The organism is Parabacteroides sp. AT13, assembly GCF_002272965.1.
GTDB classification, from domain to species: domain Bacteria; phylum Bacteroidota; class Bacteroidia; order Bacteroidales; family Tannerellaceae; genus Parabacteroides; species Parabacteroides distasonis.
Genome location: NZ_NQMH01000001.1, coordinates 198,286 through 224,961, shown reverse-complemented (window position 1 = coordinate 224,961; position 26,676 = coordinate 198,286). Strand labels below are relative to the sequence as shown.

The 26,676-nt window shown below is 46.2% G+C and carries 21 protein-coding genes and 2 tRNA genes; 14 read left to right on the top strand and 9 right to left on the bottom strand.

The features are described 5' to 3' along the window. Positions 1-110: 110 nt before the first annotated feature. The 7 genes from CI959_RS01165 to CI959_RS01135 all read right to left on the bottom strand — a co-directional run bounded on the left by CI959_RS01165 (position 111) and on the right by CI959_RS01135 (position 8,872). The gene (locus tag CI959_RS01165) at positions 111-914 is read right to left on the bottom strand and encodes an SDR family oxidoreductase (RefSeq protein ID WP_008780848.1); all 804 of its coding nucleotides are present in this window, start codon (positions 912-914) and stop codon (positions 111-113) included. Then, complete coding sequence (locus CI959_RS01160) at positions 914-2,137, bottom strand: NADH:flavin oxidoreductase (protein ID WP_005861966.1); 1,224 nt, start codon at positions 2,135-2,137, stop codon at positions 914-916. The genes CI959_RS01165 and CI959_RS01160 overlap by 1 nt, the downstream gene beginning before the upstream one ends. A gap of 36 nt (positions 2,138-2,173) precedes the next feature. After that, a complete protein-coding gene (locus tag CI959_RS01155) occupies positions 2,174-2,467 on the bottom strand; it encodes a PG0541 family transporter-associated protein (RefSeq protein WP_005866064.1) in 294 nt (97 codons plus the stop codon). A gap of 170 nt (positions 2,468-2,637) precedes the next feature. Beyond that, positions 2,638-5,757 carry an efflux RND transporter permease subunit gene (locus CI959_RS01150; RefSeq protein WP_005861971.1) on the bottom strand — a complete coding sequence of 1,040 codons (3,120 nt, stop codon included), beginning with the start codon at positions 5,755-5,757 and terminating at the stop codon, positions 2,638-2,640. Positions 5,758-5,763: 6 nt separating this feature from the next. Then, positions 5,764-6,789, bottom strand: a complete 1,026-nt coding sequence (locus CI959_RS01145; protein ID WP_009276611.1) for an efflux RND transporter periplasmic adaptor subunit — start codon at positions 6,787-6,789, stop codon at positions 5,764-5,766. A gap of 46 nt (positions 6,790-6,835) precedes the next feature. Then, complete coding sequence (locus tag CI959_RS01140; protein WP_008780850.1) at positions 6,836-8,227, bottom strand: TolC family protein; 1,392 nt, start codon at positions 8,225-8,227, stop codon at positions 6,836-6,838. A 42-nt stretch (positions 8,228-8,269) separates the two neighbouring features. Next, positions 8,270-8,872: a TetR/AcrR family transcriptional regulator gene (locus CI959_RS01135; protein ID WP_009276612.1), complete on the bottom strand. Its 603-nt coding sequence runs from the start codon at positions 8,870-8,872 to the stop codon at positions 8,270-8,272. A 311-nt stretch (positions 8,873-9,183) separates the two neighbouring features. Between CI959_RS01135 and CI959_RS01130 the strand changes: the two genes are divergently transcribed. Continuing rightward, a complete protein-coding gene (locus CI959_RS01130) occupies positions 9,184-10,089 on the top strand; it encodes an AraC family transcriptional regulator (protein ID WP_005861981.1) in 906 nt (301 codons plus the stop codon). Here CI959_RS01130 and CI959_RS01125 read toward each other — a convergent pair. Further along, positions 10,084-10,620, bottom strand: a complete 537-nt coding sequence (locus tag CI959_RS01125) for an HdeD family acid-resistance protein (RefSeq protein WP_008774007.1) — start codon at positions 10,618-10,620, stop codon at positions 10,084-10,086. The two genes, CI959_RS01130 and CI959_RS01125, sit on opposite strands and share 6 nt — an antisense overlap. Before the next feature lie 184 nt (positions 10,621-10,804). On the opposite strand from CI959_RS01125, the gene CI959_RS01120 reads away from it, so the two are divergent. From CI959_RS01120 to CI959_RS01080, 8 genes are all read left to right on the top strand, one after another. Continuing rightward, complete coding sequence (locus CI959_RS01120; RefSeq protein WP_008780852.1) at positions 10,805-11,893, top strand: acyltransferase; 1,089 nt, start codon at positions 10,805-10,807, stop codon at positions 11,891-11,893. A 113-nt stretch (positions 11,894-12,006) separates the two neighbouring features. Continuing rightward, positions 12,007-13,026, top strand: a complete 1,020-nt coding sequence (locus tag CI959_RS01115; protein WP_057317608.1) for a L,D-transpeptidase — start codon at positions 12,007-12,009, stop codon at positions 13,024-13,026. A 34-nt stretch (positions 13,027-13,060) separates the two neighbouring features. Further along, the gene (locus CI959_RS01110; protein ID WP_005861989.1) at positions 13,061-13,801 is read left to right on the top strand and encodes a murein L,D-transpeptidase catalytic domain family protein; all 741 of its coding nucleotides are present in this window, start codon (positions 13,061-13,063) and stop codon (positions 13,799-13,801) included. Between the two features lie 59 nt (positions 13,802-13,860). Next, positions 13,861-13,935, top strand: a tRNA-Pro gene (locus CI959_RS01105). A gap of 505 nt (positions 13,936-14,440) precedes the next feature. Continuing rightward, positions 14,441-15,775, top strand: a complete 1,335-nt coding sequence (locus tag CI959_RS01095) for a TolC family protein (protein WP_057317609.1) — start codon at positions 14,441-14,443, stop codon at positions 15,773-15,775. A 47-nt stretch (positions 15,776-15,822) separates the two neighbouring features. Then, the gene (locus tag CI959_RS01090; RefSeq protein WP_005861993.1) at positions 15,823-17,073 is read left to right on the top strand and encodes an efflux RND transporter periplasmic adaptor subunit; all 1,251 of its coding nucleotides are present in this window, start codon (positions 15,823-15,825) and stop codon (positions 17,071-17,073) included. Between the two features lie 12 nt (positions 17,074-17,085). Further along, the gene (locus tag CI959_RS01085) at positions 17,086-19,461 is read left to right on the top strand and encodes an ABC transporter permease (RefSeq protein WP_057317610.1); all 2,376 of its coding nucleotides are present in this window, start codon (positions 17,086-17,088) and stop codon (positions 19,459-19,461) included. 31 nt (positions 19,462-19,492) lie between these two features. Then, positions 19,493-21,820, top strand: a complete 2,328-nt coding sequence (locus tag CI959_RS01080; RefSeq protein WP_057317611.1) for an ABC transporter permease — start codon at positions 19,493-19,495, stop codon at positions 21,818-21,820. Between the two features lie 109 nt (positions 21,821-21,929). Here CI959_RS01080 and CI959_RS01075 read toward each other — a convergent pair whose 3' ends face one another. Then, positions 21,930-22,979, bottom strand: coding sequence for a linear amide C-N hydrolase (locus CI959_RS01075; protein ID WP_005862000.1), 1,050 nt, complete (start codon positions 22,977-22,979; stop codon positions 21,930-21,932). A 215-nt stretch (positions 22,980-23,194) separates the two neighbouring features. Here CI959_RS01075 and CI959_RS01070 point away from each other — a divergent pair, with 215 nt between their 5' ends. From CI959_RS01070 to CI959_RS01050, 5 genes are all read left to right on the top strand, one after another. Then, positions 23,195-24,220 (top strand): DUF362 domain-containing protein, encoded by a 1,026-nt coding sequence (locus CI959_RS01070; protein WP_005862002.1) that lies wholly within the window; start codon positions 23,195-23,197, stop codon positions 24,218-24,220. A 119-nt stretch (positions 24,221-24,339) separates the two neighbouring features. Next, on the top strand, positions 24,340-24,942 hold the full coding sequence (locus CI959_RS01065; RefSeq protein ID WP_005862004.1) for a riboflavin synthase: 603 nt from the start codon (positions 24,340-24,342) through the stop codon (positions 24,940-24,942). A 201-nt stretch (positions 24,943-25,143) separates the two neighbouring features. Beyond that, positions 25,144-26,058: a DnaJ C-terminal domain-containing protein gene (locus CI959_RS01060; protein ID WP_005862007.1), complete on the top strand. Its 915-nt coding sequence runs from the start codon at positions 25,144-25,146 to the stop codon at positions 26,056-26,058. A 13-nt stretch (positions 26,059-26,071) separates the two neighbouring features. Further along, on the top strand, positions 26,072-26,389 hold the full coding sequence (locus CI959_RS01055) for a chaperone modulator CbpM (protein ID WP_005862009.1): 318 nt from the start codon (positions 26,072-26,074) through the stop codon (positions 26,387-26,389). 146 nt (positions 26,390-26,535) lie between these two features. Continuing rightward, a tRNA-Met gene (locus CI959_RS01050) sits at positions 26,536-26,607 on the top strand. Positions 26,608-26,676: the final 69 nt, after the last annotated feature.

The window sequence follows — 26,676 nt, the reverse complement described above, 5'->3', positions numbered from 1 at the left end:
GTGTTACTCAAAATTAGTTATTTTGCTTCCTAATTTCCCATCACACGGTACGGGGCTAAAAAGCGGTGCAAAGATACGATTTTTGTTTGATGTGACAAATATTTCGCATGTTATTTGTCGGATTGTCGATCTAGCTTCACTAATTTCGTGGTTCGCATGATCCAACGGACAAGGCCGTGGGGGAGGAGCATTACGAGGGGTGTGCATATTTTGTTGAAGAGACCCGGTAATAGGGAAGCCCGGTGGTGAAACAAGGCATTAATCCCTTTTTTAGCCAGTTTTTCCGGACGCATCATGATACCTAGGCGGATCGCTAAAATCTTTAAGTTGTCGCTTAGGTTATATAAATTCGTGGCGACGGCACCGGGACAAAGTACGGTTACGCTTACTCCATAATCCAGTAACTCCGAACGCAAGCCTCGGGAGAAGCTTTTCAAGTATCGCTTGGTGGAAGCGTACAGCGTAATTCCCGGATAAGGTAGCCAACAAGATAGGGATGACATATTGAGGATATATCCATGACGCCGTTTCTTCATCTCCTGACCGAAATAATAACAAAGCTGGGTAGGAGTGGTCACGTGGAGGTAAAGCATTTTCTCGACGATGTTGGCCTTAGCTTGTAAGGTCTCGCAGAAAAAAAACATACCGGCGTTATTGACCAATACCTCTATTGGGATGTTTTTCTCTTGGCAAGTATCATATAGCTCCTTGGCCGCCCCGGGGATCGCCAAATCACGATAAAGCGGCAAAACTTCTATACCATATTTCTCGGAGAGAAACTCACCTTTCTCCCGGATCGCCTGCTCCTCATTGCTGACGATCACTAACTGATAGCCTCGTGAGGCTAGTTCCTCGGCATAGGCGAGACCTATTCCGGAGCTGGCCCCCGTGACTAAAGCCCATTTCTTTTCCATTATTTATATTCAAGCCTTTTGATTTCACGTACGATACATTCCGGAAGACCTTTCACGTTCTTATGACAGACCATATCCTCACTATACATACGGGCGATACAATAGTTGCTATGCCCACAATCGCAACGGGCGTGCTCGTCTTCTTTCATACGGTTGACGAAGCCCGGCTCGTTCACCAAGGCACGTGCCATGGCCACAAACTCGAACCCGTCGTTCAGTACCTCCTCGATCTTGTCTCTGGAGACCAATCCTCCTACGTAAATAAGAGGTAAATGTAAGGCTTTGCGGAATTTCAACGCATCTTCAAGGAAGTAAGCCTCCTTAAACGGTTCCGAGGGAATCATATATTTACCCACCATGCGGATTCCAATCGGTAGATAGCCGCGAGGCATATAATACGCCATCGTACGGATCGGCATTTCTCCCCGCATTACATACATGGGGGCACGGCTCACGAATCCGCCGCTTAGTACTAAGGCATGCGCTCCGCATTGGTCTTGGAGTGTACGGGCTACTTCTAGGCATTCGTCTATTTCAAGTCCTCCCTTGAACCCGTCCCGCATATTGGTCTTTACGGTTACGGCCATGTCGGAACCTGCTGCTTTCATCACCTCTTCCATACACATTCTCATGAAGCGCATACGGTTCTCAAGGCTTCCTCCATATTCGTCTTTCCGGTGGTTGGTATACGGGGAAAGGAATTGGCTGATCAGATAACCATGCCCGGCATGGATCTCGACAGCGTCCATACCTGCCTCACGTGCCAATCGTACGGCCTCACCGTAGGCACGAGCCATGGAAGCGATCTCGGATTGTCTCATACCTCGTACGATCGTGGGAGAGTAGAGGTTGAAACCGCTGGACGCTGAAATAGGCGTGCATCCGCAAATCCGCTTATGCGACATATTACCACAATGGCCTAACTGGATGGAAGCGGCGGCTCCCTCTTTATGGATAGCGTCGGTGAGCTTGCGGAGGCCGGGAATAATATCCGGACGCATCCACAGCTGACGCTCGAACGACAAGCCGCTTTGCGTCACGGCGGCATAAGCTATGTTCGTCATGCCGATCCCTCCGGCGGCTACGGATGTGTGATAGTTGAATAACTGCTCCGAGGGAGCGTTTCCCGGGCACATACTCTCGAATGCGGCGGCCCGGATCGTGCGGTTCCTAAGTGTTAGCGGACCGATCTTACCGGGTGTAAACAGGATTGATTTGTCCATATCAATAGATTAATATAGTTGTTTCGAAAAATTAAGTTAGATGGTTTTCTCTATATTCCAGACGAAGGCCCGAAGCCCTTGCGCTTCCGTTTCCTTGTCTAAGTTGTGTAGGATTTCCAGAAAATGATCGACCTTCTCGTCTTCTACCATCGTAAGGATAGCTGAATTCAAGGTAGGCCAAGCGTGATTGCCGTAATGTGGCTCGCCTGTTTTACTTCCCCGTCCTTGCACGACATCCCAATAGGTAAAACCTTTAAGGTTATTACGGTCCATGATACTGACGATAGCTTCGTAATACGCTTGATTGAAAGATATAAATATCGCTTTCATATAGTTGTTTTTTATGAGATCGCATATCCGTAGGGAAGCTTTTCTTACGATGGGCATTCAAGCCTGCTTATTATGGGCATCGTAAGCACCTTACAATGGGCATTGTTATGACCTAACAATGCCCATCGAGGTTTGCTTGGCCTCGGCTTCCCTATGGTACGCAAAGATAATTAATTATTTCGTAATGCCTTTCTTATTTTGCGGCGTCTTCGTTTTACGCCGTTGGCGGCGAATACGGCATAGACCGTCGGAACAATAATCAAGGTAATCAAGGTGGATACGGAAAGACCCCAAGCCACGGTCATACCCATCGAGCGCCACATCTCGGAACCCTCGCCGGTTCCCACCGCCATCGGGATCATACCCAAAACGGTCGTCAACGTTGTCATCAATACCGGGCGAAGACGGGATTTTCCGGCAGTCACTACCGATGTGATAATACCCATGCCACGCTCCCGACATAAGATCGTATAGTCGATCAGCACGATACCGTTTTTAACCACGATACCCATCAACATGATCACGCCGATCAAAGCCATAACGCCCAATGGTGTCTGCGTGACCGCCAATCCCAATACGATACCTGTAAAGGCGAACGGGATAGAGAACATGATCACGAACGGGTCTACCAACGACTCGAACTGGGCAGCCATCACGATGAATACCAAGATGATGATCAATACCATTAAGATACCCAAATCGGTAAATGTATCCTGCTGATCTTCGAATGTTCCACCCAACTGCCAACTTACGTCGGATGGGATATCCATTTGTTTCAACTCGTTCCGGGCGGCGGCAACCAAGTCGCTCAATGCCGCTCCCTTACCCGCTACGGCAGATACGGTGATCACACGCTCACGGTCTTTACGCTCGATGGTCGGGGGAGTCATACGTTCCACTACCTTGCCTAAATCACGGATGCGGATGCCTTTGCCCTCATTGTTATAGATCAAAATATTCTCAAGATCCTCTACGGACTCACGGAACTCTGGGGCGTAACGTACCTTGATATCATACTCATCTCCATCCTCACGATATTTTGAAGCGGTGGAACCATTTACACGGTTTCGGAGATACATAGAGGCGGTTGTTACGTTCAGCCCGTTGATGGCCAGTTTCTCCCGGTCGAAGTCGATCTGGTATTCCGGGATATAATCCTCACGGCTGATATTTACTTGCGAGCATCCTTTTACATTTCTCATACGACGGGCGATCTCATTCGCCACGGCATCCGTCTGGGCGAAATCAAAACCATAGATCTCGATGTTAACCGAGGTCTCTCCACCCATAGAACCTTCCTGCCCTCCGGCGAGTACCTCGAATTTCTTGATCTCGCTGTATTGGGCTAAGTCCTGCCGCATCAACTCGCAAATCTCGGTAAGACCTCTCTCACGGTCGCCCACGCTAGTTAGGTTTATATTGAATTCGATAATATGCGTACCGTTATTGCTTAGCTGGGCGAAGGTATTATCCGTATCCGCCGTACCTTCCGTGAAGTTACTGATTAGGATCTCCGGATATTTCTCACGGAACTTCTTGTCGATGTCGAGAGCTAACTCACGGGTAATATCCTGCCGTGTACCGATCGGCAACTCAATCGTTATGCCGATGCGTGCGTTATCTTGTGTCGGGAAAAATTCCGTCTTGATAACCGGGATCAGCATCATACTGCCGATGAAGATCAGCGTAGCGCCTACGATCACCGTTTTCCGGTGGCGTACGGCCCAGTTCAAGAAGCGTCCGTAACCGCGATCCAAGGCGTTCAATCCCTTTTCGATAGGCGTGAAGAACATCCGGTACAATTTACCCTTCTCCGGTTGCTGGCGTAATAACTGTGAGCAAAGCATCGGGGTCAATGTCAAGGCGCCTACCGTAGAAACGATCATGATGATACTAACGATCCATCCCAACTGCTTAAATAAGATACCCGCCATACCCGTAACCATCGTCAACGGCAAGAACACCGCTAACATCGTAAGGGTGGAGGCGATAACCGAGATAGCCACCTCGTTCGTGGCGTGTACAGCGGCCTGTTTCGGCTGGCTACCCCGCTCGATATGGGTCGTTACGTTCTCCAATACCACGATAGCGTCGTCCACCACCATACCGATAGCGATAGAAAGTGAGCTCAATGAGATAATGTTTAACGTATTGCCCGAGGCCAGCAAATAAGCGAAAGAAGCGATCAAGGAGATCGGGATGGTTAAGATAATGATAAACGTAGCCCTCCAGCGTCCCAAGAACACGAATACCACCAACATAACGATGATAAAGGTAATCATGATCGTCTCTTTCAAGCTATCGATCGTATTCAAGATATTCGTGGAAGTATCCATGATTACGTCCAGCTTCACGTCTGAGGGTAAGCTAGCCTGTATCTCCGGAAGTTTCTGGTGTACCTTCTTGGCGATGTTCACCGAGTTCGCTCCGGACTGTTTCTGTATGACGATCATACCACCTTTCGTGCCGTTGTTGAACGTTTCTTGCGCACGTTCCTCGATACTGTCCTCTACACGGGCCACGTCACGCAGATATACGTTCTTTCCGTTCTGGCTACCGATCACTAGGTCTAGCATCTGCTTAGCGTCCGTGAATTCTCCTTGAACACGCAAGGAGTAGGTATTAGAACCGATATCTACGCTACCTCCCGGTGTATTCCGGTTCTCTTGCGCGATGATGGTAGAGATACCTTCGATGGTCTGGCCGTAAGCCTCCAACTTGTACGGGTCGCAATACACTTGCAACTCACGGATCGGCGTACCGGAGATAGACACGGCACCCACGCCACTGATACGGGCCAATGGGTTGGATACCTTATCGTCCAAGATCTTGTAAAGAGCGTTCGTGCTCTCCTCCGCGGTCACGGAAAGGATCAAGATAGGGATATCGTCCGTACCGAACTTGAAGATGATCGGATTCTCTACGTCATCGGGTAGGGAAGACTCTACCATGTCCAGTTTGTCGCGGACATCGTTTGTGGCGACATCGATATCGATGCCATAATTAAATTCCAACGTTACGATCGATATATTCTCACGGGATTGCGACGTGATATGCTTCAAGTCGCTTACGCTATTCAACACGTTTTCCAAGGGCTTCGAAACATTCATCTCGATATCCGAAGCGCTGGCGCCGGGATAGGCCGTCATCACCATGATGGTGTTCGTCTCTATCTCCGGAAGCAAGTCCACTGATAACCTGCTTAAGGAAAAAAGTCCGAAGATCACGATCGCCACAAATACAAGGGCGGTCGATACGGGCTTTCTTACCGCTGTTCCATATAAACTCATAGTCTGTTATTCGTTTTCGATTTCAACTTCCATACCGTTCGTCAGGCGGCTTTGCCCGGTGATAACCACTTGGTCGCCATCCTCCACTCCGGATATGATCTCATATTTATCACCCATACGGCGTCCTAGCTCCACCTTCTGGTAGGATACCTTGCCGTCTTTGCATACATAGATATACCGGTCGCCGGCGCCTGATTGTTTTACGATAGAGCGATCCGGGGCCACCACGTGATCCATATGGCCGAAACTCATCGTCACCCGGGCGAACATACCCGGTCGCACTCGCTCATCCGAGTTGGCGATCTTGATCTCCACAGGGAACGTGCGGGTAGCGGGATCGATCGTCGGATAAACCAAGTTGACTTTACCCTTGAAAACCTCGTCTCCGTACACATCCAGCCGGATATCTACCTCATGGCCTTTCTTCACTTTCGTAAAAAGACTCTCGGAGACATTCACCATTAATTTGACCGGACGGATTTCCTCCACTGTGTAGATTGGGTTTCCGCCGCTGTACATATCGCCGCTATCGTAGTTGCGGGCAGTTACGATTCCGCTGATCGGGCTTAGCAATTGGGTGTTCTCCACCAAGTTTTTATACGTCTCTCGAGCCACTTCCAAGGAAGTCTTTTGGGCATCCCAAGCGGATTTGGAAGCACCACCTACCTTATACAACTCGTCGATACGTTTGAACTCGATCTCTTGGTTGTCCAATTGTATCTTCGCTTGCTTTAGGCTGGTAGCGTCCATCTTGGCTAATAACTGCCCGGCTTTTACATGGTCGCCTACCTCGGCGAAGATTTTCTCGATACGGAATGGGGTTTGGGGAGCGATATTATTTTTGATATTCGCTTCCACCGTAGCGGTAAATTCACTGAGTTGCTCCACGTCTTGAACAGAGACCGTCTCCACTTTCACCTTTACTTTCTCATTCTGTGTTTCCGTGGCTTCCTCACTCTTATTACCCGAGCAAGACATCAGCAGGGCCAATGTAGCTATCGGTATTACTTTCAGCATTTGACTTGTCTTCATATAATTGTTCCTAATTATTATCTATTAAACTTTCAATTTTTAATTTTCAATTCATCTGTTCGTTACCCAATACTTTCTCCAGATCCGCCTTCGCTACCATATAGTCGTAGATAGATTGGTTGAAGTTCAATCGGGCCTGCGTCAAGGCAAGTTCGGCATCGTTCATCTCCAGCCATGTACCGGCTCCGGTGTCGTACCGTTTTTGCGAGATCATATATCCCCGTTCCGCTTGCTCGACTCCCTTTTGGGCGGCGTCGAACTTCTTGATACAGGTATTCATATTATCTATGTACTGTTTAACGGCCAACTGCAAATTGCGCTTGGTATCGTCCCGTTGCAGGTTTAATTGGTCGATGGAGACTTTCGTCTGCTTTACCTTATAAAATTTACTACCTCCGGAGAAGATAGGAACCGATAACGTGATACCGATCATCGAATAGGGGTTCCATCTGTAATTCTTGAACTTGAAGTCATTGTTCATGGCGCTCCATTGATATAGACCGGTCAGCGACAAGGTCGGCAGATAATCGAATTTCTGCATGACCAGCGTCTTTTTCAGCTGTTCCGCCTGAAGGTCTAATTGTTTCAAGTCCGTATTCTCGGATAAGGTTGTATCCGTGGATAGATAGTCGGCGAAGAGGCTGGACTTGAAATCCGTCAGTTGTCCGTCGCAATCGATATTTAAATCCAGATCCATGCCCAATAACGCTTTTAACTGCCATTTAGCCAAGGTAAGGGAGTTCTCTGCCTGCAACAGATTAGGCTCTGTATTCTTTACCGTCACATCGGCACGTATCAAGTCGTATTCAGCTACGGTTCCCTGTTCATACTTCCGTTTGATATCCAGATAATTCTCCATGGCATTGTCGTAACTTTGCTTGAATACCCGGTAAGAGTCGCTTGCCAGAAGGACGGCGTAAAAGCTCTTTTTCACTTGGTTCACCATCGCTATTTTAGAAGAGCGAGCTTGCTCCACCGCCAATTCCACGTCTAAGGCCGAGATACTCAAGCTTTTCCATAAGGAGGCGTTCACCAGTGGCATGGAAGCGTTGAAGCCCAAGCTCCAGTTGTTGCTACGTCCTACCTCGAAGCCCTCGTCCATACTCGACATGTCCGTGCCTTCGGGCAAGCTGCCGCCTCCCATGTCACCCATGTCGAAATCCATATACATCACCTGTTTCTTCAAGGTACGGTTGTAGTCCCCCGCAAAACTGATCTGCGGAAATAGAGAAGCGTACGAGCCTTTACGTGCGTACTTTTTCTTCTGTATTTCTTTATCGGCAACTTTTACGGTCGGGTTCTCGCTAAGGGCGATCTCTAGCGCTTTTCCAAGATCCAGTTTCAGGGTGTCTTGAGCCAGAACCGGTCTCGCCGCCAGAAAAGGCAATACCATAAATGTGACCAACATCATTTTTCTACTCATCAATAATCGTTTCATTTAGGATAGATTTTGTCTGTGATTAAACTCATTAAGTGTTCGCTATAAATCATAGGATTGTTTGAGATCGAATCGGTCTAGGATCGCTCTTCCCTTCTCGGTACTGATCCCTTTCAGGAATGTGAGGAGGATCGTGTTGTATACCTCGGTGATGGAATGCTTGCAGAAGACATTGGAAGGCCGCAACATCTTCGTCTGCTCTTTCACCAGTAAGGCCATGATCTCGAAGTTGATCCCCTTTTGGAACACGCCCTCTTTAACGCCTCGTGTGAACAAGTCCATACACCTCTTACCCATTCTCGCTTTATTCATCTCTATTTTTTGTTGGGCTTTCGGATATTTCTTCAAGTCCTCGTAAAACTTCTCGTTGAACCATCTCGGGTTTTTCATCATCTCCTCATAGAAGAGCAGGATTACTTCCAAGGCATTGAAAGGTTCTTTTTCCAATCCTGTCAGATATTGTCCGAGCGATTCGGTATTGTGATCGATCCCCTCGATCAGCAAGGTTTCCTTGTCCTCGAACGACTCGTAAAGTGTACGCTTGGAGATGCCAGCCGCTTTCGCTACATCATCCATACTCACACTCTTGATGCCATATTGAGAAAAAAGATCGAACGCCGTATTAATAATCTGTTCTTTTATCATATTCTTTTTTGTTACGTCAAAAGTAGCCGGGGCAATCCCTGTATACAAGTAAAAAGCGCTGACTCGTCCGTTGGAATCGACCAATGACCGGATATTCCCGTCGAATCTATTCGCAAAGGTCTGATATATTTAGAAAACCAGAAAGGTTTATACTGTTACGGTATTGGTATGGAATGAAACAGGATATTGTCAAAAATTCTTGTTATTCGTTCAATTTTGGATGAAAATTGGTTAAAAACGAAATAGTGGGTGGTCTTTGGCTTTTTATTTCTATCTTTGTCCGAGGTGATAATAAAAATCTACAGATAGATATGAAAAATTTACCTTTAATTGAAGTCACTGAGTTAATCAAGGGAATTGAGTCCAGCGACAACTTTCAAGATGATTTATCGATAGCGGATCTGAACGGAGATTTGATTAATTACGAGGAAAAAAGGCTGGAGCATTCCACCCCGATGCGTTTAAATGCCTTGTTGATGATCTTGGTACAGGAAGGTACTGCTGATATTTCGGTAGACTATATTCCATATAAGATAGAGAAGAATACGTTTATAACCTTGATGCCGACTCATATCATACAGGTATCGAAAGTGAGCAAAGATTTGAGAGGGCGTTTGTTGATCGTGTCCAGATCTTTTCTGGATGGATATACTACCCCGGCAGGGAAAAAGAACTCTATGGTGCATTATATGCAGATCCGTAAGAATCCATGTGCTGCGATGAGTGCCGAGGAGACTGAGCATATATCCGGCCAATTCTCCATCTTACGGGAAAAGATGAAGCTGCGTACCCATTTTTTCCAGAAGGAGGCTCTCCAAAACGCCTTAGTCGGTTTCTTTATCGAGTTGGCTAATATCTTTATGGGTAAGAAGGAGCTGATGACGGCACCTACACTCTCCCGGAAGGAGGAGCTTTTCGAGCAGTTCCTGCAATTGCTTTTCGAGCATTGCAAGGAGCAGCACGTCGTTACTTTCTATGCCGAGAAATTATTTATTACCCCACAGTATCTTTCGCTTATCTTGAAAGAGCTAACGGGTAAATCAGCGAATAAATGGATTGACGACGCCTTGATCGTCGAGGCCAAGATGCTGTTGAAGGCCCCGCAAGCCACGGTTCAGCAAGTAGCGGATATACTCCACTTCTCCGATCAATCCACTTTCGGTAAGTTTTTCAAGAAGCATATGGGTATATCACCCATGGAATACCGGAAATCATAATCCGGTATTTTCTATACGCTTGCGGAACTTATACCAGTTGATCAACTCACAAGCCCCGTAGAAAATGCTGGCTACACCGAAGATTACGAATGTATTTGCCGCCGCCCCGAACGGGTAGGCAAGAATCATTACTCCGGTTATCAAGATCAAAGCCGGCATCAGGTAGAACCCCAACGGTACATTGCTCCATTTCCTTGCGGATATCAATGAAACCAATTGCTGTACACCGGCAATTACCAATAAGGCTCCGAGTAAGTACATTAATATATTCACGAAGAACTCGGGCATGATCACCAACCACGCTCCGAACAGTACGCTTCCCGCTGCCTCGATAGGAAACATCGGTTTCTCCCCGTTCTCGTTCTTCGGTCGGGTGAAATAGCTGAGGATAGCGAATAATCCCGGTAAAATGAATAGTATACCGATCGTGATAACCAGATAGGTTATGGCTGCTTCCGGCCATAATACCAAAACAAACCCTAATACCATCGCGAATGCGCTACGTAAAACCGCGCCATTAATAGATCTCATATGTTTTTATTTTAGATTTCACTTATAATATGACAAAGGTATATATTCTTTCCGACTTTTTTTACCTTTGTGCGCCATAAAGCAGTATCAGGAAAAACATCGAAATATATCCCTCTTGAATGCATGCTTCGCGTAAAAAGACAAACTTGAAATCATCTAACGAATAATAATACTAAAACAAAAAATGAAGCGTATAGTTTTTTTGGATTACGTGCGTGTGTTTGCGTGCTTCCTTGTCATGGTTGTCCACGCCAGTGAAAACTTTTATGGAGCTGAGGGCTCCACGGATATGGTGGGACCGCAATCTTATCTGGCCAATGAGGCTGATCGGTTGTGGGTAGCCGTATACGATGGTTTCTCACGCATGGCGGTGCCATTGTTTATAATTGTCTCCGCCTTTCTTCTTGCGCCGATGAAGGCAGGGCTGACCTCTTGGCAATTCTACCGTCAGCGTTGTATTCGCATCTTACCGCCGTTTTTCATATTTATGATACTATACAGCACTTTACCCTTGCTGTGGGGGCAGATAGATGCCGAGACATCATTGAAAGATATATCGAGAATATTCTTGAACTTTCCTTCACAGGCCGGACATTTGTGGTTCATGTACCCTTTGATCAGCCTCTATTTATTTATACCCGTAATATCGCCATGGTTGAATAAAGCCACGGCGAAAGAAGAGCGTTTTTTCATCGGCTTGTTTCTGTTGTCGACCTGTATGCCCTATCTCAATCGTTGCTTCGGCGAGGTGTGGGGACAATGTTTTTGGAACGAATACCATATACTGTGGTACTTCTCCGGTTATTTAGGATACCTCGTACTGGCACATTATATACATGTCCATCTTACATGGAACCGTTCTAAACGTCTGGTTATCGGAATCGCCTCGATGGTCGTCGGTGCCTTGCTGACGATTTATTCCTTCTATGTCCAAGCGATACCCGGAGTAACTCTTGTCACACCTGAGATAGAGATCGGATGGGCTTTCTGTACGATTAACTGTGTGCTTCTTACGGCGGGTACGTTCCTCGCTTTTACTTGCATAGGCAATTCGAAATCTCCACGACTCATAACAGAGATGTCTAAACTCAGCTACGGTATGTACCTTATGCATATATTTTGGCTCGGATTGTGGGTAACGGTGTTTAAGCACGACTTAGCCTTGCCTACTGTCGCCGCCATACCATGTATTGCGGTAAGTACATTTATCTGCTGTTATGTGGCGACAAAGATTATCTCATTAATACCGGGCAGTAAATGGATTATAGGATGAATATAGGATAGCTCTGTCATTTGGCGCGGTTACTTTGTAAACAAGATGATAAGATTACCTGTTATTTGGAAAAAATCGTATATTTACGATATTCAAATAAATCCCGGGTAATAATGATGACGAGAACAGTTTTTATACTTTTGATATCGAGCCTTTGTACGCTAAGTTATTGTACGCCGAGGACCGAGCCTGCTCAAACCGAGGTCTTAACTCCTGTGGATTCTATATCGAAGGATTCCGCTGTGATCATGGAGACTTTGCCTCCCCATATCGAAATAGAGAAAGAGCTGCTTTACGATAAGCATACTTTAGAAGATACTTACCTCTATAAAGATACGACACGGGAGTTCCAGTGGGAGAAAATGAAAGAAAGATTATCCTTATTGGAGTCGATCCAAAAGGAGCCGTCTCAATGGGCGATCTTGCAGAACTATAAAAACAGGAATGGAGAGGCTCCTCTTGTAAAAGTCTTCAAGAGAGATGCCTATAAGAGGGTTTCCGATACGCTTGGTGTAGAACGCTATCAATCCGTCCCGCTTTATTTGCTGACTGATACCGTGATTCCCGAGATCTATGGACGTGACGGTAGCTTGGTTCGTATCAAGGCGATGGATGAGGATTCTAAATTCGCTCGTATACAAACCGTGTATGATGGGGAGGAGGAGTGGTATGCTCCGAAGAAATATATCAAGCAAATAGGGGATACGGTAGTCTTCGATAAGGCGATCTTCGTGGATCGTCATAACCAGAATATCGCGACCTTGGAGCACGTCGGCTCGAAATGGTTGGTTCGTAGCATGAACCCTGCGACTACCGGACAGCATCGTCCTCCTTATGCGCAGGAAACCCCGTTGGGAATGTATGTTCTCCAAGAAAAAAAGTCTCGCATGATCTATTTGGTAGACGGTTCCAAGGAGACTGGCGGATTCGCTCCTTATGCCAACCGTTTTACGAATGGGGCGTATATCCATGGCGTACCGGTCAACGCTCCTCGTAAATCGTTGATCGAATATAGTCCTTCGTTGGGAACGACACCCCGGTCTCATATGTGTGTGAGAAACGCGACTTCGCATGCGCAATTTGTTTATGATTGGGCGCCTGTTAATGAGACGATTGTTTTTGTATTAGAATAAAAATCATAACTTTGCGGCGTTATTGTTTTTTAGTATGCGAAGGATTTTCTTGTATTTGTTTTTTATTGTCTTGTCTGTAGGTTCAATTTCAACCGGTGGCGTTTTGCGTGCCCTATCTCCGGAAACGGGATCAACGTCTGTGGCGGTTATGGGGCGCCAATTATATGAGGAGATGCGATTGGATCAATGGGTTTGTTTCGATGCGTTTATGCAGGGGCTTAGAGGTTCCGAGAAGATTGATCGGAAAAATAAGGATATCCTTACATTGATCGATTTCTCTAAACCTTCTACGGCGGAGCGTATGGTTGTATTGGATATACGGCAAAAGAGAATACTTTACACCTCTTTGGTTTCTCACGGTAAGAATAGCGGAGGGAATTATGCGACCTCTTTCTCGAACGAGAACGGTTCCCATAAAAGCTCTTTAGGATTTTATCTGACGGAAAATACGTACCAAGGCCGGAATGGCTATTCGCTTATCCTAAATGGATTGGAAAAAGGAATAAATGATTTGGCTAAGCAAAGGGCGATTGTAATTCATGGCGCCTCTTATTCCGATCCTTCTGTGGCAGCTTCCTCGGGTCGGTTAGGACGTAGCTTTGGTTGCCCTGCGTTGCCTGTATCTGTCAGTAAGCCAATTATTAATACGATAAAGAATGGAACCCTTTTATTTATTTACGCCAACGATAAGAACTATCTGACGCAAAGTTCCATTCTATCCACTCAACAAGAAAATGATATTTTTCATGAAAAAAGTTACCGAAAAGTTTTGTAGTTTAAAATAAAGGCGTACCTTTGCACCGCAATCAGAGATAAACACTATGAATTGCAAAACGGGGTGTAGCGCAGTCCGGTTAGCGCACCTGCTTTGGGAGCAGGGGGTCCCAAGTTCGAATCTTGGTACCCCGACTTAGAAAAAGGGAAATGGTTGGTATTCAGCTGTTTCCCTTTTTTTGTGTCCTGCCCTTAAATCTAAAGGATAGTCAACGATTGTAATCAAAACAATTGTTCGTACCTTCAAGTAAAAAACATTCTTCTTACTATATACAAATATAATTACTATCTCATCTATTTCCAGATTATCGCCGTGGAATATATAGACCACGTCGTGATTTGTATATTCCACGTCTTGATCTGTACAGACCACGTCGTGGTTTATAGAATTATACAGTATGCGCATAAGAATTCATAGGCTATCGAGCAAGAATTCATATAGGAGTAGAGCGTTTTTTACTTAGGGAGAAGAGGAGACGCTCTTACGTGTCAAAGTGGGAATAGTGTCAAACAATTAGACAGCGTTGTCAAAATATTGGACAGTTCTAAAAGAATAGCTTTTTGTTATCTGATTGTTGTTTAGTTGTTTATGTGTTTTGGCACGTTCTTTGCTATTATTTAGGTAGAAAATAATAGAGCAATGAAACAAATATTACTTACAACAGTTCTTTCTCTCAGTTTCGCTACGGCGACGGTGGCCCAAGAGAAACTTTGGACTTTGGATGAATGTATGCGCTATGCCGTGGAAAACAGCCCATCGGTTAAAAAGCAAGTTTATACATCAGATACGTATAAGGCGGAACGGAATGCCGCCGTAGCTTCTTTTTTCCCGGCGGCATCGGCTAAGGTCGGAGCGCAATATAGTTTTGGCCGTTCGATTGACCCTGCGACCAATACCTATGAGAATACTTCTACGTTTAATAATAACTATGGCCTCGACGCTTCTATTCCTATTTTTACGGGCGGACAGCTGATCAATCAATGGTTGATGGCAAAATCCAATCGCCGTATGGGAGTTAATGACATACAGAAAGCGAAAGATGATTTAGCGATGAAAACCATGCAGGCTTATATGGATGTGGTGTATTATAAAGGAACGATTCGTATGGCGGCCGAGAAATTGGAGGAGAGTAACCGTACCTTATATAAGACTCGCCGGCAAGAAGAGCTGGGTTTGAAAGGGAAAGCGGATGTAGCTCAATTCGAGGCTCAAGTAGCGGCCGATGATTATACATTGACCCACCAGCAGAATCTTTTCAATACGGCCTTGCTTACCTTGAGGGAATGTATGAATTATCCATCTGATTTAGAACTGGAGGTGGATACTTTATTACCGGATATCAATTATGTCCCGGAAGTAGAGAACGTGGCGGAGATTTTCGCTTATGCGTCCGGGAATAACCCTACCGCCTTGCAAGCCGAGTATCAATTAACGCAAAGTAAATACCAATATCGTATTTATAAAGGAAAGTTGCTGCCGAGTATTTATTTGAATGCCGGAATCTCTACGAGTTATTTCGAGAACCTGAAGTCTGATAATGCCCCGGAAGGTTTCAAGGATCAGTTTAAGAATAACCGTGGTGAATATGTCTCTTTTAGCCTTAGTTTCCCCTTATTCGATGGTTTGAGCAGATTAACGAACGCTCGTCGTTACCGTAACAATATGCGGATCGCACGGGAGACAAGAACAGAGGTCTTTCGCCAGTTGCAGACAGCGGTAGAGCAATCCGTCTTGGATCGTGAGGGATACGCTAAAGAGGCCATACAGATGGATAAGAAGGTGAGATCGGATGAGTTGGCTTATCGTGTTACCCTACGGAAGTACGAGGAAGGCCTGATGAGCACGCTGGATGTACAGACAAGTGCGAATACGCTGTTGGAGTCCAAGGCCAATCTGCTTCAAAAGCGATTGATGTACTTATTGAAAAGCAAGCTGGTGGATTATTATAAGGGCAAGCCTCTTATCAATGAATAAGAATTGAGAACATAGAATTTAGATGATAATAAAAAATATAGAATACGATGGATATACAATTAGAGAAAAAGAAAGGTCTTCAGAAGAAGCATATTCCTTATGTAGCGGGTGGCGTGTTGTTCGTTATCTTGTTGGGATGGATTATCTTTGGTGATCATGCTTCTACGTTGAAAGTGGACGCGAGAGGGATTAGCATCGGTAATGTGACCCGTGAGCAATTCAATGACTTCTTTCGTATGGATGGTCAGGTGCAACCTATCACGGTCGTGCAGCTTAGCCCCGAGGAGGGCGGTATCGTACAGGAGAAAGTCGTGGAAGAGGGCGCCCAAGTGAAGAAAGGCGATATCATTGTTCGTCTGAGTAACTCAAATTTGGATTTGCAGATATTGAACGCTGAGGCCGAGTTGGCGGAGAAGCAGAACTTCCTTCGTAATACGCAGGTTACCATGGAGCAGGATAAGCTGACCAATCAGATGGAGAAACTTCAATACGATATGGACATGAACCGGGCCCGCCGCTCGTTCAACCAACAAGAACAGTTGTATAAAGAGAACTTGATCGCCAAGGAGGATTATCTGAAAGCGAAGGAGGACTTCGAGTTAGCCTCTCAAAAGCACGCCTTGATTACCGAGCGCTTGCGCCAAGACTCTATCTCCCGCACGATCCAGATGGATGAGATGGAGGCCAGCTTGGCGAATATGCGGAAGAATATCCTGTTGATCCGCGAACGTAAGGAAAACTTGAATGTCCGTTCCCAGATTGACGGTGAGTTGGGACTGTTGGATGTCGTATTGGGGCAAAGCATCAATCCCGGACAAAAGATCGGCCAGATTAACGACCTTTCCGATTATAAGATAGAGGCCATGATCGACGAGCATTATATAGACCGCGTGAAACCGGGCTTAAGCGCCGCTTTCGAGCGTCAAGGCTCGTCTTTCGACTTAACGGTGCGCAAAGTTTATCCCGAGGTTCGTGATGGTAAGTTCCGTACGGATTTCGTTTTCACGGGTGAGCGTCCGGATAATATCCGTAGTGGACAGACCTACTATATCAACTTGGAGCTGGGGCAACCTACCGAGAGTATCATTATCCCGAAGGGAACTTTCTTCCAGAGCACGGGCGGAAGCTGGATATTTGTTCTTGATCCGGATGGAAAGAAAGCTTACAGGCGTTCTATCAAGATCGGCCGTCAGAACCCGCAATATTATGAGGTTCTTGAAGGTCTGGAAGCCGGTGAGAAGGTGATTGTGTCCAGTTATGAGAGTTATAAGGATAATGAAGTGCTGGTGCTGGAATAAAATCGATATAATATGAAAAACATACTAATCGCCATTCGTTCCATTTTTAAGAAAGGGCGGCATAACGTGATGAAAATCGTATCGTTGGGAATCGGTTTAGCGGTAGGTTTGGTATTGATCGCTAAAGTCTATTTCGAACAATCGTATGATGATTTTTATCCGGATAGAGACCGGGTCTATCAAGTATGGGCGAAATACCAGCAAAATGGAGGGGAGTTGAAGGATTATCCGCAAACAAGCGGTGGCATCGCTCCAACTATGCAACAACAGATACCCGAGATTGAGACCGTCACCCGATACACGAGTTTTGGAGACTGGACCTTTACGATGACCGACACCAAGATGAAATACTCCGGTCGTTGTATCATAGCGGATAGTTGTTTCTTTGATATTCTTCCTCGTCCTATGTTGATCGGAAATGCGAAAGAGGTTCTTTCCACCCCGATGTACGTATTGATATCAAGTCGTATAGCGAAAAATATCGGAGGCGATGTTATCGGGAAAAACTTCACGGTAGACAGTTCGCCGGGACGTACTATGACTATTGGTGGCGTTTTTGAGGAAGTTCCGGAAAATTCTCATTCCCGTTACGATGTGATTGTTTCTATGGCTTCGGCGGGTCGGTTCATGTGGGAGGGTTCGCCTACTAATATGTTGGGAAATGATCGTTACATAAGCTACGTGAAATTGCACAAGGGGGTGAATCCTTTAGCTTTGGAGGAACAGGTGCATACGTTCGTGAATTCTTATTTCCCTCCGGAGGAACAGCAAAAGACAGGGTTTAACATTGGTTTCTCGTTTCATGAGCTGGATGGCTTACACAAGGAGTTGCCGCAAGTCAAGCGAATGACATGGATACTTTCCTTACTGGCCTTCGCTTTGATCTTCACGGCGGTGATGAACTATATCTTGATCGTGATATCCTCTATCGTAAATCGCTCGAAGGAGGTGGCTGTCCATAAATGTTATGGGGCAAGCGAGAATAATATTCATGGTATGATGTTTGGTGAGGCGTTGGTACATATAGTGCTTTCACTGATCTTGGCCTTATTGTTGATCCTTGCGTTTAGAGGTACGGTAGAGGAGTTGTTGGCGACTTCGTTAGATTCCTTGCTCTTGTCTAATGGTAGCTTGGTCTTGCTAGGGATATGTATCTTGGTGTTTTTCGTATCTGGTTTTATGCCGGGATCATTATACGCTCGGATTCCGGTGGCCTCCGCTTTCCGTAATTACCGGGAGAATAAGCGTATCTGGAAGAAAGCCTTGTTGCTTGTCCAGTTTGTAGCCACGGGCTTTTTGGTAACGATGCTTGTTTTCGTTGCCCGTCAATATACGTTTATGGTGAACGATCGTCCGGGATATGCCTATGAGAACCTTGCCTACTGCGGGTTAGCTGGCGTGGACTCTACCTCTCGTGCCAAGATTCTGGATGAGGTGATGCGGCTTCCGGGGGTCGTTGCGGCTACCACCGTCTATCAATTGCCTTTCGAGCATGCTTCCGGTAATAATATTCTTTTACCGGGTGAGACTCAAGAGCTTTTTAATATCGCCGATCTCTATTGGGTAGGTAACGGATATTTGGACATGATGGAGATTCCCGTGATCCAAGGCCGCTCGTTCACGGAAAATGTGACCAATTCAAGAGAGGTGATGGTAGACCGCCGTTTCGTGGAGAAAATGAAATTGGTAGCGGGTTGGACGGATGATGTGATCGGGAAGGATATCTGCGTCACCGAGCATAGCAAATGGAATGAGGAGCCATTCACGATTTGCGGTGTTTATGAGAATATCCGTCTGGGAGGAATCTCGAACCAAGATATGCGGCCTTCCGTATTATTCTATGCGCATAAGCCCATGTATACCTTGCAGGTGAAGTTCCATGAGCTGAGCAACGATAGTATGGCTCGTTTACAGCAGAAGATATCCGAGACATTTCCGGATCGTGAACTGAACGCTATCTCTTTCCGTTCCGAGATCATGGATCTATATAAGGACTCCCGTCAATTCCGTGATTCCGTGATGATCGGAGGTTTGGTCACGCTTCTTGTTACGTTGATAGGACTTATAGGCTATACGAATGATGAGGTGAGCCGTCGTCGTAAGGAGATAGCGGTTCGCCGGGTGAATGGGGCTACCTTATGGGATATATTGAGGTTGTTCATAAAGGATATCGGATATATCTGTATCTATGCGGTCATATTAGGCGGTGGTATAGCATACTTTGTCTTGCAAAAGTGGCAAGAGCAATTCACGGAGAAGGTTCCTTTGTCATGGTACATATTCTTGGGTTGCGGCGTATGTGTATTATTGATTATATATTCCGTGGTTTGTCTGGATGCCCGCAAGACGGCTAATGATAATCCGGTGAATTGCTTAAAATCTGAGTGATTGAAAATAGATAATAGAAAATTGATAATTCATGAATAATTTATTGAACTTTAAGTCCTTTTTAAAGTTCCTTGGAAGGAATAAGGCTTATACGCTGATAGACGTGTTTGGTCTGTCTGTATCGTTGATGTTTGTGTTATTGATAGCGGTCTATACGGTACAGGAGATGTCTACAGATAAATTCCATACCAAGGCGGATCGTATCTATCTGGTCGGGAATGAGAATTGGATGGCCACTGGAGCCGCCATTCCTTATAAGATAAAGGAACGCTATCCGGAGGTAGAGAAAGTTTGCCCGGTAGTGGCAGATAATTCAAGCAATATAGTTGTAGTTTCCGGTGATCGGAAACTAAAGGCGAACGTGATGTTTGCGGACTCCACGTTCTTCGATTTCTTTGATTTCCGGCTGTTACAAGGCACTCGTGAGCAAGCGTTGGCCGCCGGGAACTATGCGGTGGTCTCCTCTTCGTTCGCCCGTAAGATGTTCGGAACGGATGATCCGATGGGACGGCAGTTAGTGGTGGGAGATACCATATCGGCTACTATAAACGGGGTGGTGGAGGATTTACTTCATTCCTCTATTCCCGAAGCGGATGTGATCGTGCGTTGGGAGCAGGTTAGCTGTTTTAACCCCAGCTTAGCCCCGGATCAGTTGGGGAATGCTGGAAGTACATCGGCTTTTGTCTTGGTGCGTGAGGGTAGTGATTTCCCTTCTCGTGCGGAGGATATGGCCCATTGGTTCAAGGAGTTTTATTGGCCGTATCAATATGGGACGGCAAAGGAGGTACGCATATTGCCGCTTAGTGAGCAGTATTTTGCGAAAGCCGCTTCTTACTCTTCTTTGCGAAAGGGAGATTGGCGTTTCGTGATCGTGCTGATGTCCGTAGGTTTCCTTATCTTGATTTTCGCGGTCATTAATTATATTAACTTGACGGTCGCCCAAGCGGGTTTCAGGGCGAAGGAGATGGCTACCCGGCGCCTTTTGGGTTCTTCACGGGGCGAGTTATTCATGCGCTTGATGCTGGAGTCCACTTTACTTACGTTTATTTCTTTGATTATCGGGGTTCTCCTTGCGCTGGCGGTCGTGCCGTTTGTCAATGATTTATTGCAGACACGTGTCGATATGAATGTATTGGGTAGACCTGTCTGGCTATTGGCTCTGGTTTCATTAACGGTTGCCGTGGGAGTTTTATCCGGCTTACTGCCTGCTATCATTATTTCTTCTTCTAAACCGATCGAGGTGGTAAGGGGTACGTTCCGGGCTAAGACGAAAATGGTATTCAGTAAGTTCTTTATCGTATTCCAAAATGTGATCACGATCACGATGATCGCCGCCTCTATCACGATGGTTTGTCAGATCGTTCATATGATCAACGCTCCTGTCGGATATAAAACGAAGAATTTATTGGCTATGCGGTCGGTGGATGAAAGGCAGTTATCCGCTTTTGTCGGTGAGTTGAAAGGTTTGTCATGCGTAGATAGGGTCGGGAAGACTCAAGGATTGCCTTTATTCGGTAGTAATAATTGGACTGCTACTTATCAGGGGCAAAATATATCTTTTCAGCAATTCGTTATGGATAAGGAGTGTTACGATATGCTGGGATTGGAGATTTTGCGTGATAACCATTTAACGACAGAGGGCTGGTTCCTAAACGAGCAAGCGATGCGTGAGATGAACTTATCGGAGGATGCGGCCTCTTTTATGCTGGACAGGCAAGAAAGACCGATAGCGATAGCGGGTATCGTCCGGGATTTCTATTGCTTTGGAAATGTGACGACAGGGATGAACCCTGTCATGTTCCGTTTCTTGAAAGATAATGAAGATCCTTGGATGATCTTGATCGAGACACAAGGTGATCCTTTCGCCGCAAAGGAGGCTATCGGTAAAGTATATGAGAAAGTGACCGGACTTGAGTTTGAGGCTTACTTCATGGATGAGCGTTTACAAAACTCATTCGACTCGCAAATCCGTTTGGCAAAGATCGTAATCGTATTCTCGATAATCGCCATCCTTATTTCTTTGCTAGGCTTATTGGCGATGTCCACTTATTTTATCCAACAGCGTTTGCAAGAAGTATCCGTACGAAAGGTATTTGGTTCCAGCAACCGGCAGATATTGGTTAAGCTCGTATTCACGTTCTTAAACTATGTGTTGATCGCTTTCGTGATCGCCATACCTATTATTATGTACTTTATGAAAGATTGGCTGTCTGATTATTCATATCGTATTAGTTTAAGTCCGCTGATATTTATCGCTGCCGGCTTATTCTGCCTCGTGATCTCGTTTGTCTCTGTCTTTTTCCAGAGCTACCGGGCTGCCACGTCGAATCCGGTGGATAGCTTTAGGCATAGGCTTTAATTGTTAAGCATATCATAAAAGGTAATAACGCTTGTTTAAAAATAAGGGGGGAGTAAATACCGACTTTTGATACCTCCCCTTATTTATTCTTGTCTGTTTTTCTAGCCCTTCAGATCCCGAACAAGAACGGTAACGGCTTGCTGTCCTTGAAATCTTTGGCGGTGTTTCCGGCGTAAATCTCGCCGTTTGTGAGCGTTAGTTTCTTGATAGGTGTACCTGCCTTGAAGTCCAAGCTCTTGAAATCGACCCAAAAGATATCCGGGCTTAAAGTAGACTCGAAGTAATATACCTTATTCTTCTGGTCGGCTACCGTACGCCAGCGGGTAGAGGAGATATTCGGTTGATCCGGGGTCGTGATTCCCAGAGGTACCGATACGTTACGCATTACGCTGAATACCCCGGCTACCGCTTCCCGGAAATTACTTGTCTGCGGGATGGCGTGGATATAGAAAGAGGCACGCACGAAACGATCGGAAGCCCGGTTCGTACCCGGCAACATGACCAAGCCACCTATCTGTTGCCAGTAGTCGTTTAAGGTTAGTTGCTTATCGTATGTAGGGGAATTCGTCATGACTTGGCATTCCCGTCCCTCATGGATAACCAAGTTCCCATTTAGGTACTCGAAGATAGCGCTATTCCCTGATGCGTCCGAGATCGAGAGATGCAAGGTTGATTTCGCCCCGTTCGGAAGATCCGGATCGTCGATGCGGAAGACCTCCTTGCTTAACTCGGCAACCGCCTCATCTACCGTGGCGAAATTATCGAGTACATACTGCGTCCAGATGCTAAGCCCCATAACCGGGCGGTTATCGTCCGGTCGGAAATAAGATGACTCGGTGAGGAACAATAGGTTGGCTACAAGTCCCTTCTCGTTCATGCCGTCGCACGTACCGATATCATACCCGGCGGTCACCACGCTTCCGTATTTCGAGGTCCATTGGATGGTATTATCGGATATCGCTCCCCTTCTCTGTACGCCCCGGGGGAAGAGATACAGGTTGGATTGCGGGTCCTCTTTCCAATCCATGGTACGTCCGGTTACGACCATATCGTCCGGCCCGAGGTAAACGGCCCTTGTACACGCCTCGCTTCCCATAGGGTTCATGAACATGAACAAGCCGGCGAAAAGAGAGGCCAGTGTTAAATTCTTTGATTTCATAAGATCTATATTATTAGGATAATCTATTTATGAAACAAGTGGCTTTAAGGAATGTTTTAGAATGATATACGGGATACGGAGCCGTGTGAACAACCCCCATTTCGTTTTTAGGCTTTCAAAATTCGTTTTGTTCGTAAAGGAGTCTTATTTTTCAAGTTTTTAAAGAACTTCGCGTATCGATTAAATAAGAAACATATGAATTTAAATTCTATATCATGACAGCAAAACAAAAAATGTCACGCCGTAACTTCATACGGAGTTCGGTCGTTATGGGTGGCGCATGGATGGTGGCAGGTTCTATACCTGTAGAGAGTATCGCAGGCGAAGTGAGGCCGGAGATTGCGAAAAGCGAATCCTCTGCCGGAGTTTCGAAGGTATATATGTTGAAAGATATCACTCCTCAGAACATGATCCGTCTCTACGACGCCTTGGGACGGAAGGCCAAGGGGAAAGTGGCGGTGAAGCTCTCTACCGGAGAGCCGGGAGGCCATAACTTCCTGCAACCTACACTTATCAAAGACTTGGTAAAGAAAGTAAACGGTACGATCGTGGAATGTAACACGGCTTACGGAGGCGGACGCGCGGATACCGACAGCCATTTGAAAGCCGCCGCCGATCATGGCTTCACGGCCATCGCTAAGGTGGATATCATGGATGCCGACGGCGAGGTGGCTCTTCCGGTTCAAGGCGGTAAACACCTGAAAGAGGATTTCGTAGGCTCCCATTATCTGGATTATGATTTTACGGTCGTCCTTTCCCATTTCAAGGGACATGCCATGGGCGGTTTCGGGGGAGCGCTGAAAAATATCTCTATCGGTATAGCCTCATCCGCCGGAAAGGCTTGGATACATACGGCGGGTAAGACGAAAACCGACTTGTGGAACAACCTTCCCGAACAGGATCATTTCTTGGAATCAATGGCCGAGGCGGCTAAGGCCGTGACTACCCATTGTGGCGAAAATATACTTTATATCAGCGTAATGAATCGACTCTCCGTAGATTGCGATTGCGATTCGAACCCGGAAGAGCCGAAAATGGCGGATATCGGTATGCTAGCCTCACTCGATCCCGTGGCCTTGGATAAGGCTTGCGTAGATCTGGTTTACGCCTCGCCGGACCCTGGCCGTGTCCACTTGATCGAGCGCATGGAATCCCGCCATGGCATCCATATCGTCGAGCATGCGGAGGCGTTGGGTATGGGAAGCCAGCGGTATGATTTGGTCTCCTTGGACGATAAATAATATCGTAAATTAAAAACATTTAATAACTTCCTTTTTATCGGGCTTATTACCTCAAAGGCGTTATCTTTGCCCATGAATAAATAACAGTTTTGGGAGTACAAACTAAAAACGATTTGATTATGTTCTCAGGTATTGTAGAAGAAGCGGCTCAGGTAGTAGCCCTCCAATCCGATAAAGGAAACCTTCATCTGACGATGAAGTGCTCATTCGTGAATGAGCTGAAAATAGATCAGAGCGTGGCTCACAACGGCGTTTGCCTTACGGTGGTAAGCATGACGGAAGATACGTATACGGTTACCGCTATCAAGGAGACCTTGGAACGTTCGAACCTCGGGAACCTGAAAGTGGGCGATAAGGTGAACTTGGAGCGTAGCATGTTGATGAACGGCCGTCTGGACGGGCATATCGTACAGGGGCACGTGGACCAGACTGCCGTTTGTGCGGAGGTGAAGGAGGCGGACGGCAGCTGGTACTATACGTTCGAGTACGCTTTTGATAAGGAGATGGCCCGGCAGGGGTATATGACCGTGGAGAAAGGCTCCGTTTGCGTGAACGGCGTCAGTCTGACGGTATGCAACTCCCAGCAAAACAGTTTCCAAGTCGCTATCATCCCTTATACGCACGATAACACGAACTTTTGCCAGATCGAGAAAGGTACGGTAGTGAACCTAGAGTTCGATATTGTCGGGAAGTATATCAGCAAGATGATGCAGTTTAAATAAGGTTCGAAGAATTTCCTATCCATAAAAGGCTTTAGCGGTATCTGATGATCCCGGCTAGAGCCTTTTCTATCTACGGACAATCTTAATTCCGTGCGTGTACGATTAAAAACGTTTTAAGTAAATTTTCACTAACCAAAACTATCCTTGGTATGTTTATTGTTATATAATTATATGAGAAAAATAGACTAAACATATCAGATTATGGCCTATATCGATTATTACAAGATTTTGGGGGTGAACAAGGACGCTTCTCAGGATGATATCAAGAAAGCCTATAAGAAGTTGGCTCGGCAATATCACCCTGACTTGAATCCGAACGATCCCGACGCCCATCGTAAGTTTCAGGAGATCAATGAGGCGAACGAGGTGCTTAGCGATCCGGAAAAGCGTAAGAAATACGACCAGTACGGGGAGAATTGGAAACATGCGGATGAGTTCGAGGCTCAACGGAAGCAGTATGGCCAGCAAGGTGGCGGCTTTGGCGGTGGCTTCTCGAACGGCGGAGGTACGTATTGGTCCTCCTCCGGCGATGATGGAGAGTTCTCGGATTTCTTTGAGTCTATGTTTGGTTCCCGCCGGGGTGGCGGTGGCCGTTCTAATCATGGATTCCGTGGACAGGATTACACGGCCGAATTGCACTTATCCTTGATGGATGCGGCCAAGACACATAAGCAGGTGATCACCGTGAACGGCAAGAACCTGCGTATCACGGTTCCCGCCGGCGTAGCCAACGGGCAAACCATTAAGCTGAAAGGCCAAGGCGGGCCGGGCATGAATGGAGGACCTGCCGGTGATTTGTACATCACGTTCATTATTCCGGACGACAGCCGTTTCAAACGGGTGGGAGACGATCTGTACCTGACCGTCCCCTTGAACCTCTATACGGCGGTCTTGGGTGGCGAGCAGATTATCGATACCTTGGATAGCAAGGTGAAACTGAAAGTAAAACCGGGCACGCAAAACAATACGAAAGTCCGGTTGAAAGGTAAGGGATTCCCTGTTTACAAGAAGGAGGGGCAGTTTGGTGACTTGATTGTCACGTACTCGATCGAGGTGCCGACCAACTTGACGGAGAAACAGAAGGATTTGTTCCGGGAAATACAAAGTCTAAATTAAAAACAGGTGTATTATGCAAACAGATTTAGTTATTGTCAGTGAATACTGCCAGAAATGCCATATAGACCCTTCGTTCATCATTTTGCTGGAAGAGGGAGGTTTGATAGACATTAATATCACGGATGGAGAGAGGTATCTCTTCTCTTCCCAGCTCCGTGATCTGGAACAATACACACGTATGTATTACGACTTGTCTATTAACATCGAGGGAATCGAGGCCATTCATCATATGCTGGACCGGATGCGGAATTTGCAGGCGGAGATACAATCGTTGAGAAACCGTCTGCATTTATATGAACCATTCGGTTTTGATACGATCGAGAATTTCTAGTGTCAAATTGCTGCTTAACAAGGCTTCACTGCCCGATAGCGAAGGGTGTACGCAAACAAATTGAAAATATTTCTTGAAAATGTTTGGAAGTTTGGAATGTAATATATACCTTTGCACTCGCAATCAAGAAATGATAGCGACTATATCGCGGAGTGGAGCAGTGGTAGCTCGTTGGGCTCATAACCCAAAGGTCGTAAGTTCGAGTCTTGCCTCCGCAACTAAAAAGTCCTCAAGTCATTGACTTGAGGACTTTTTCTCTATTCAATCAAGCGATCGGGCGATGCGAC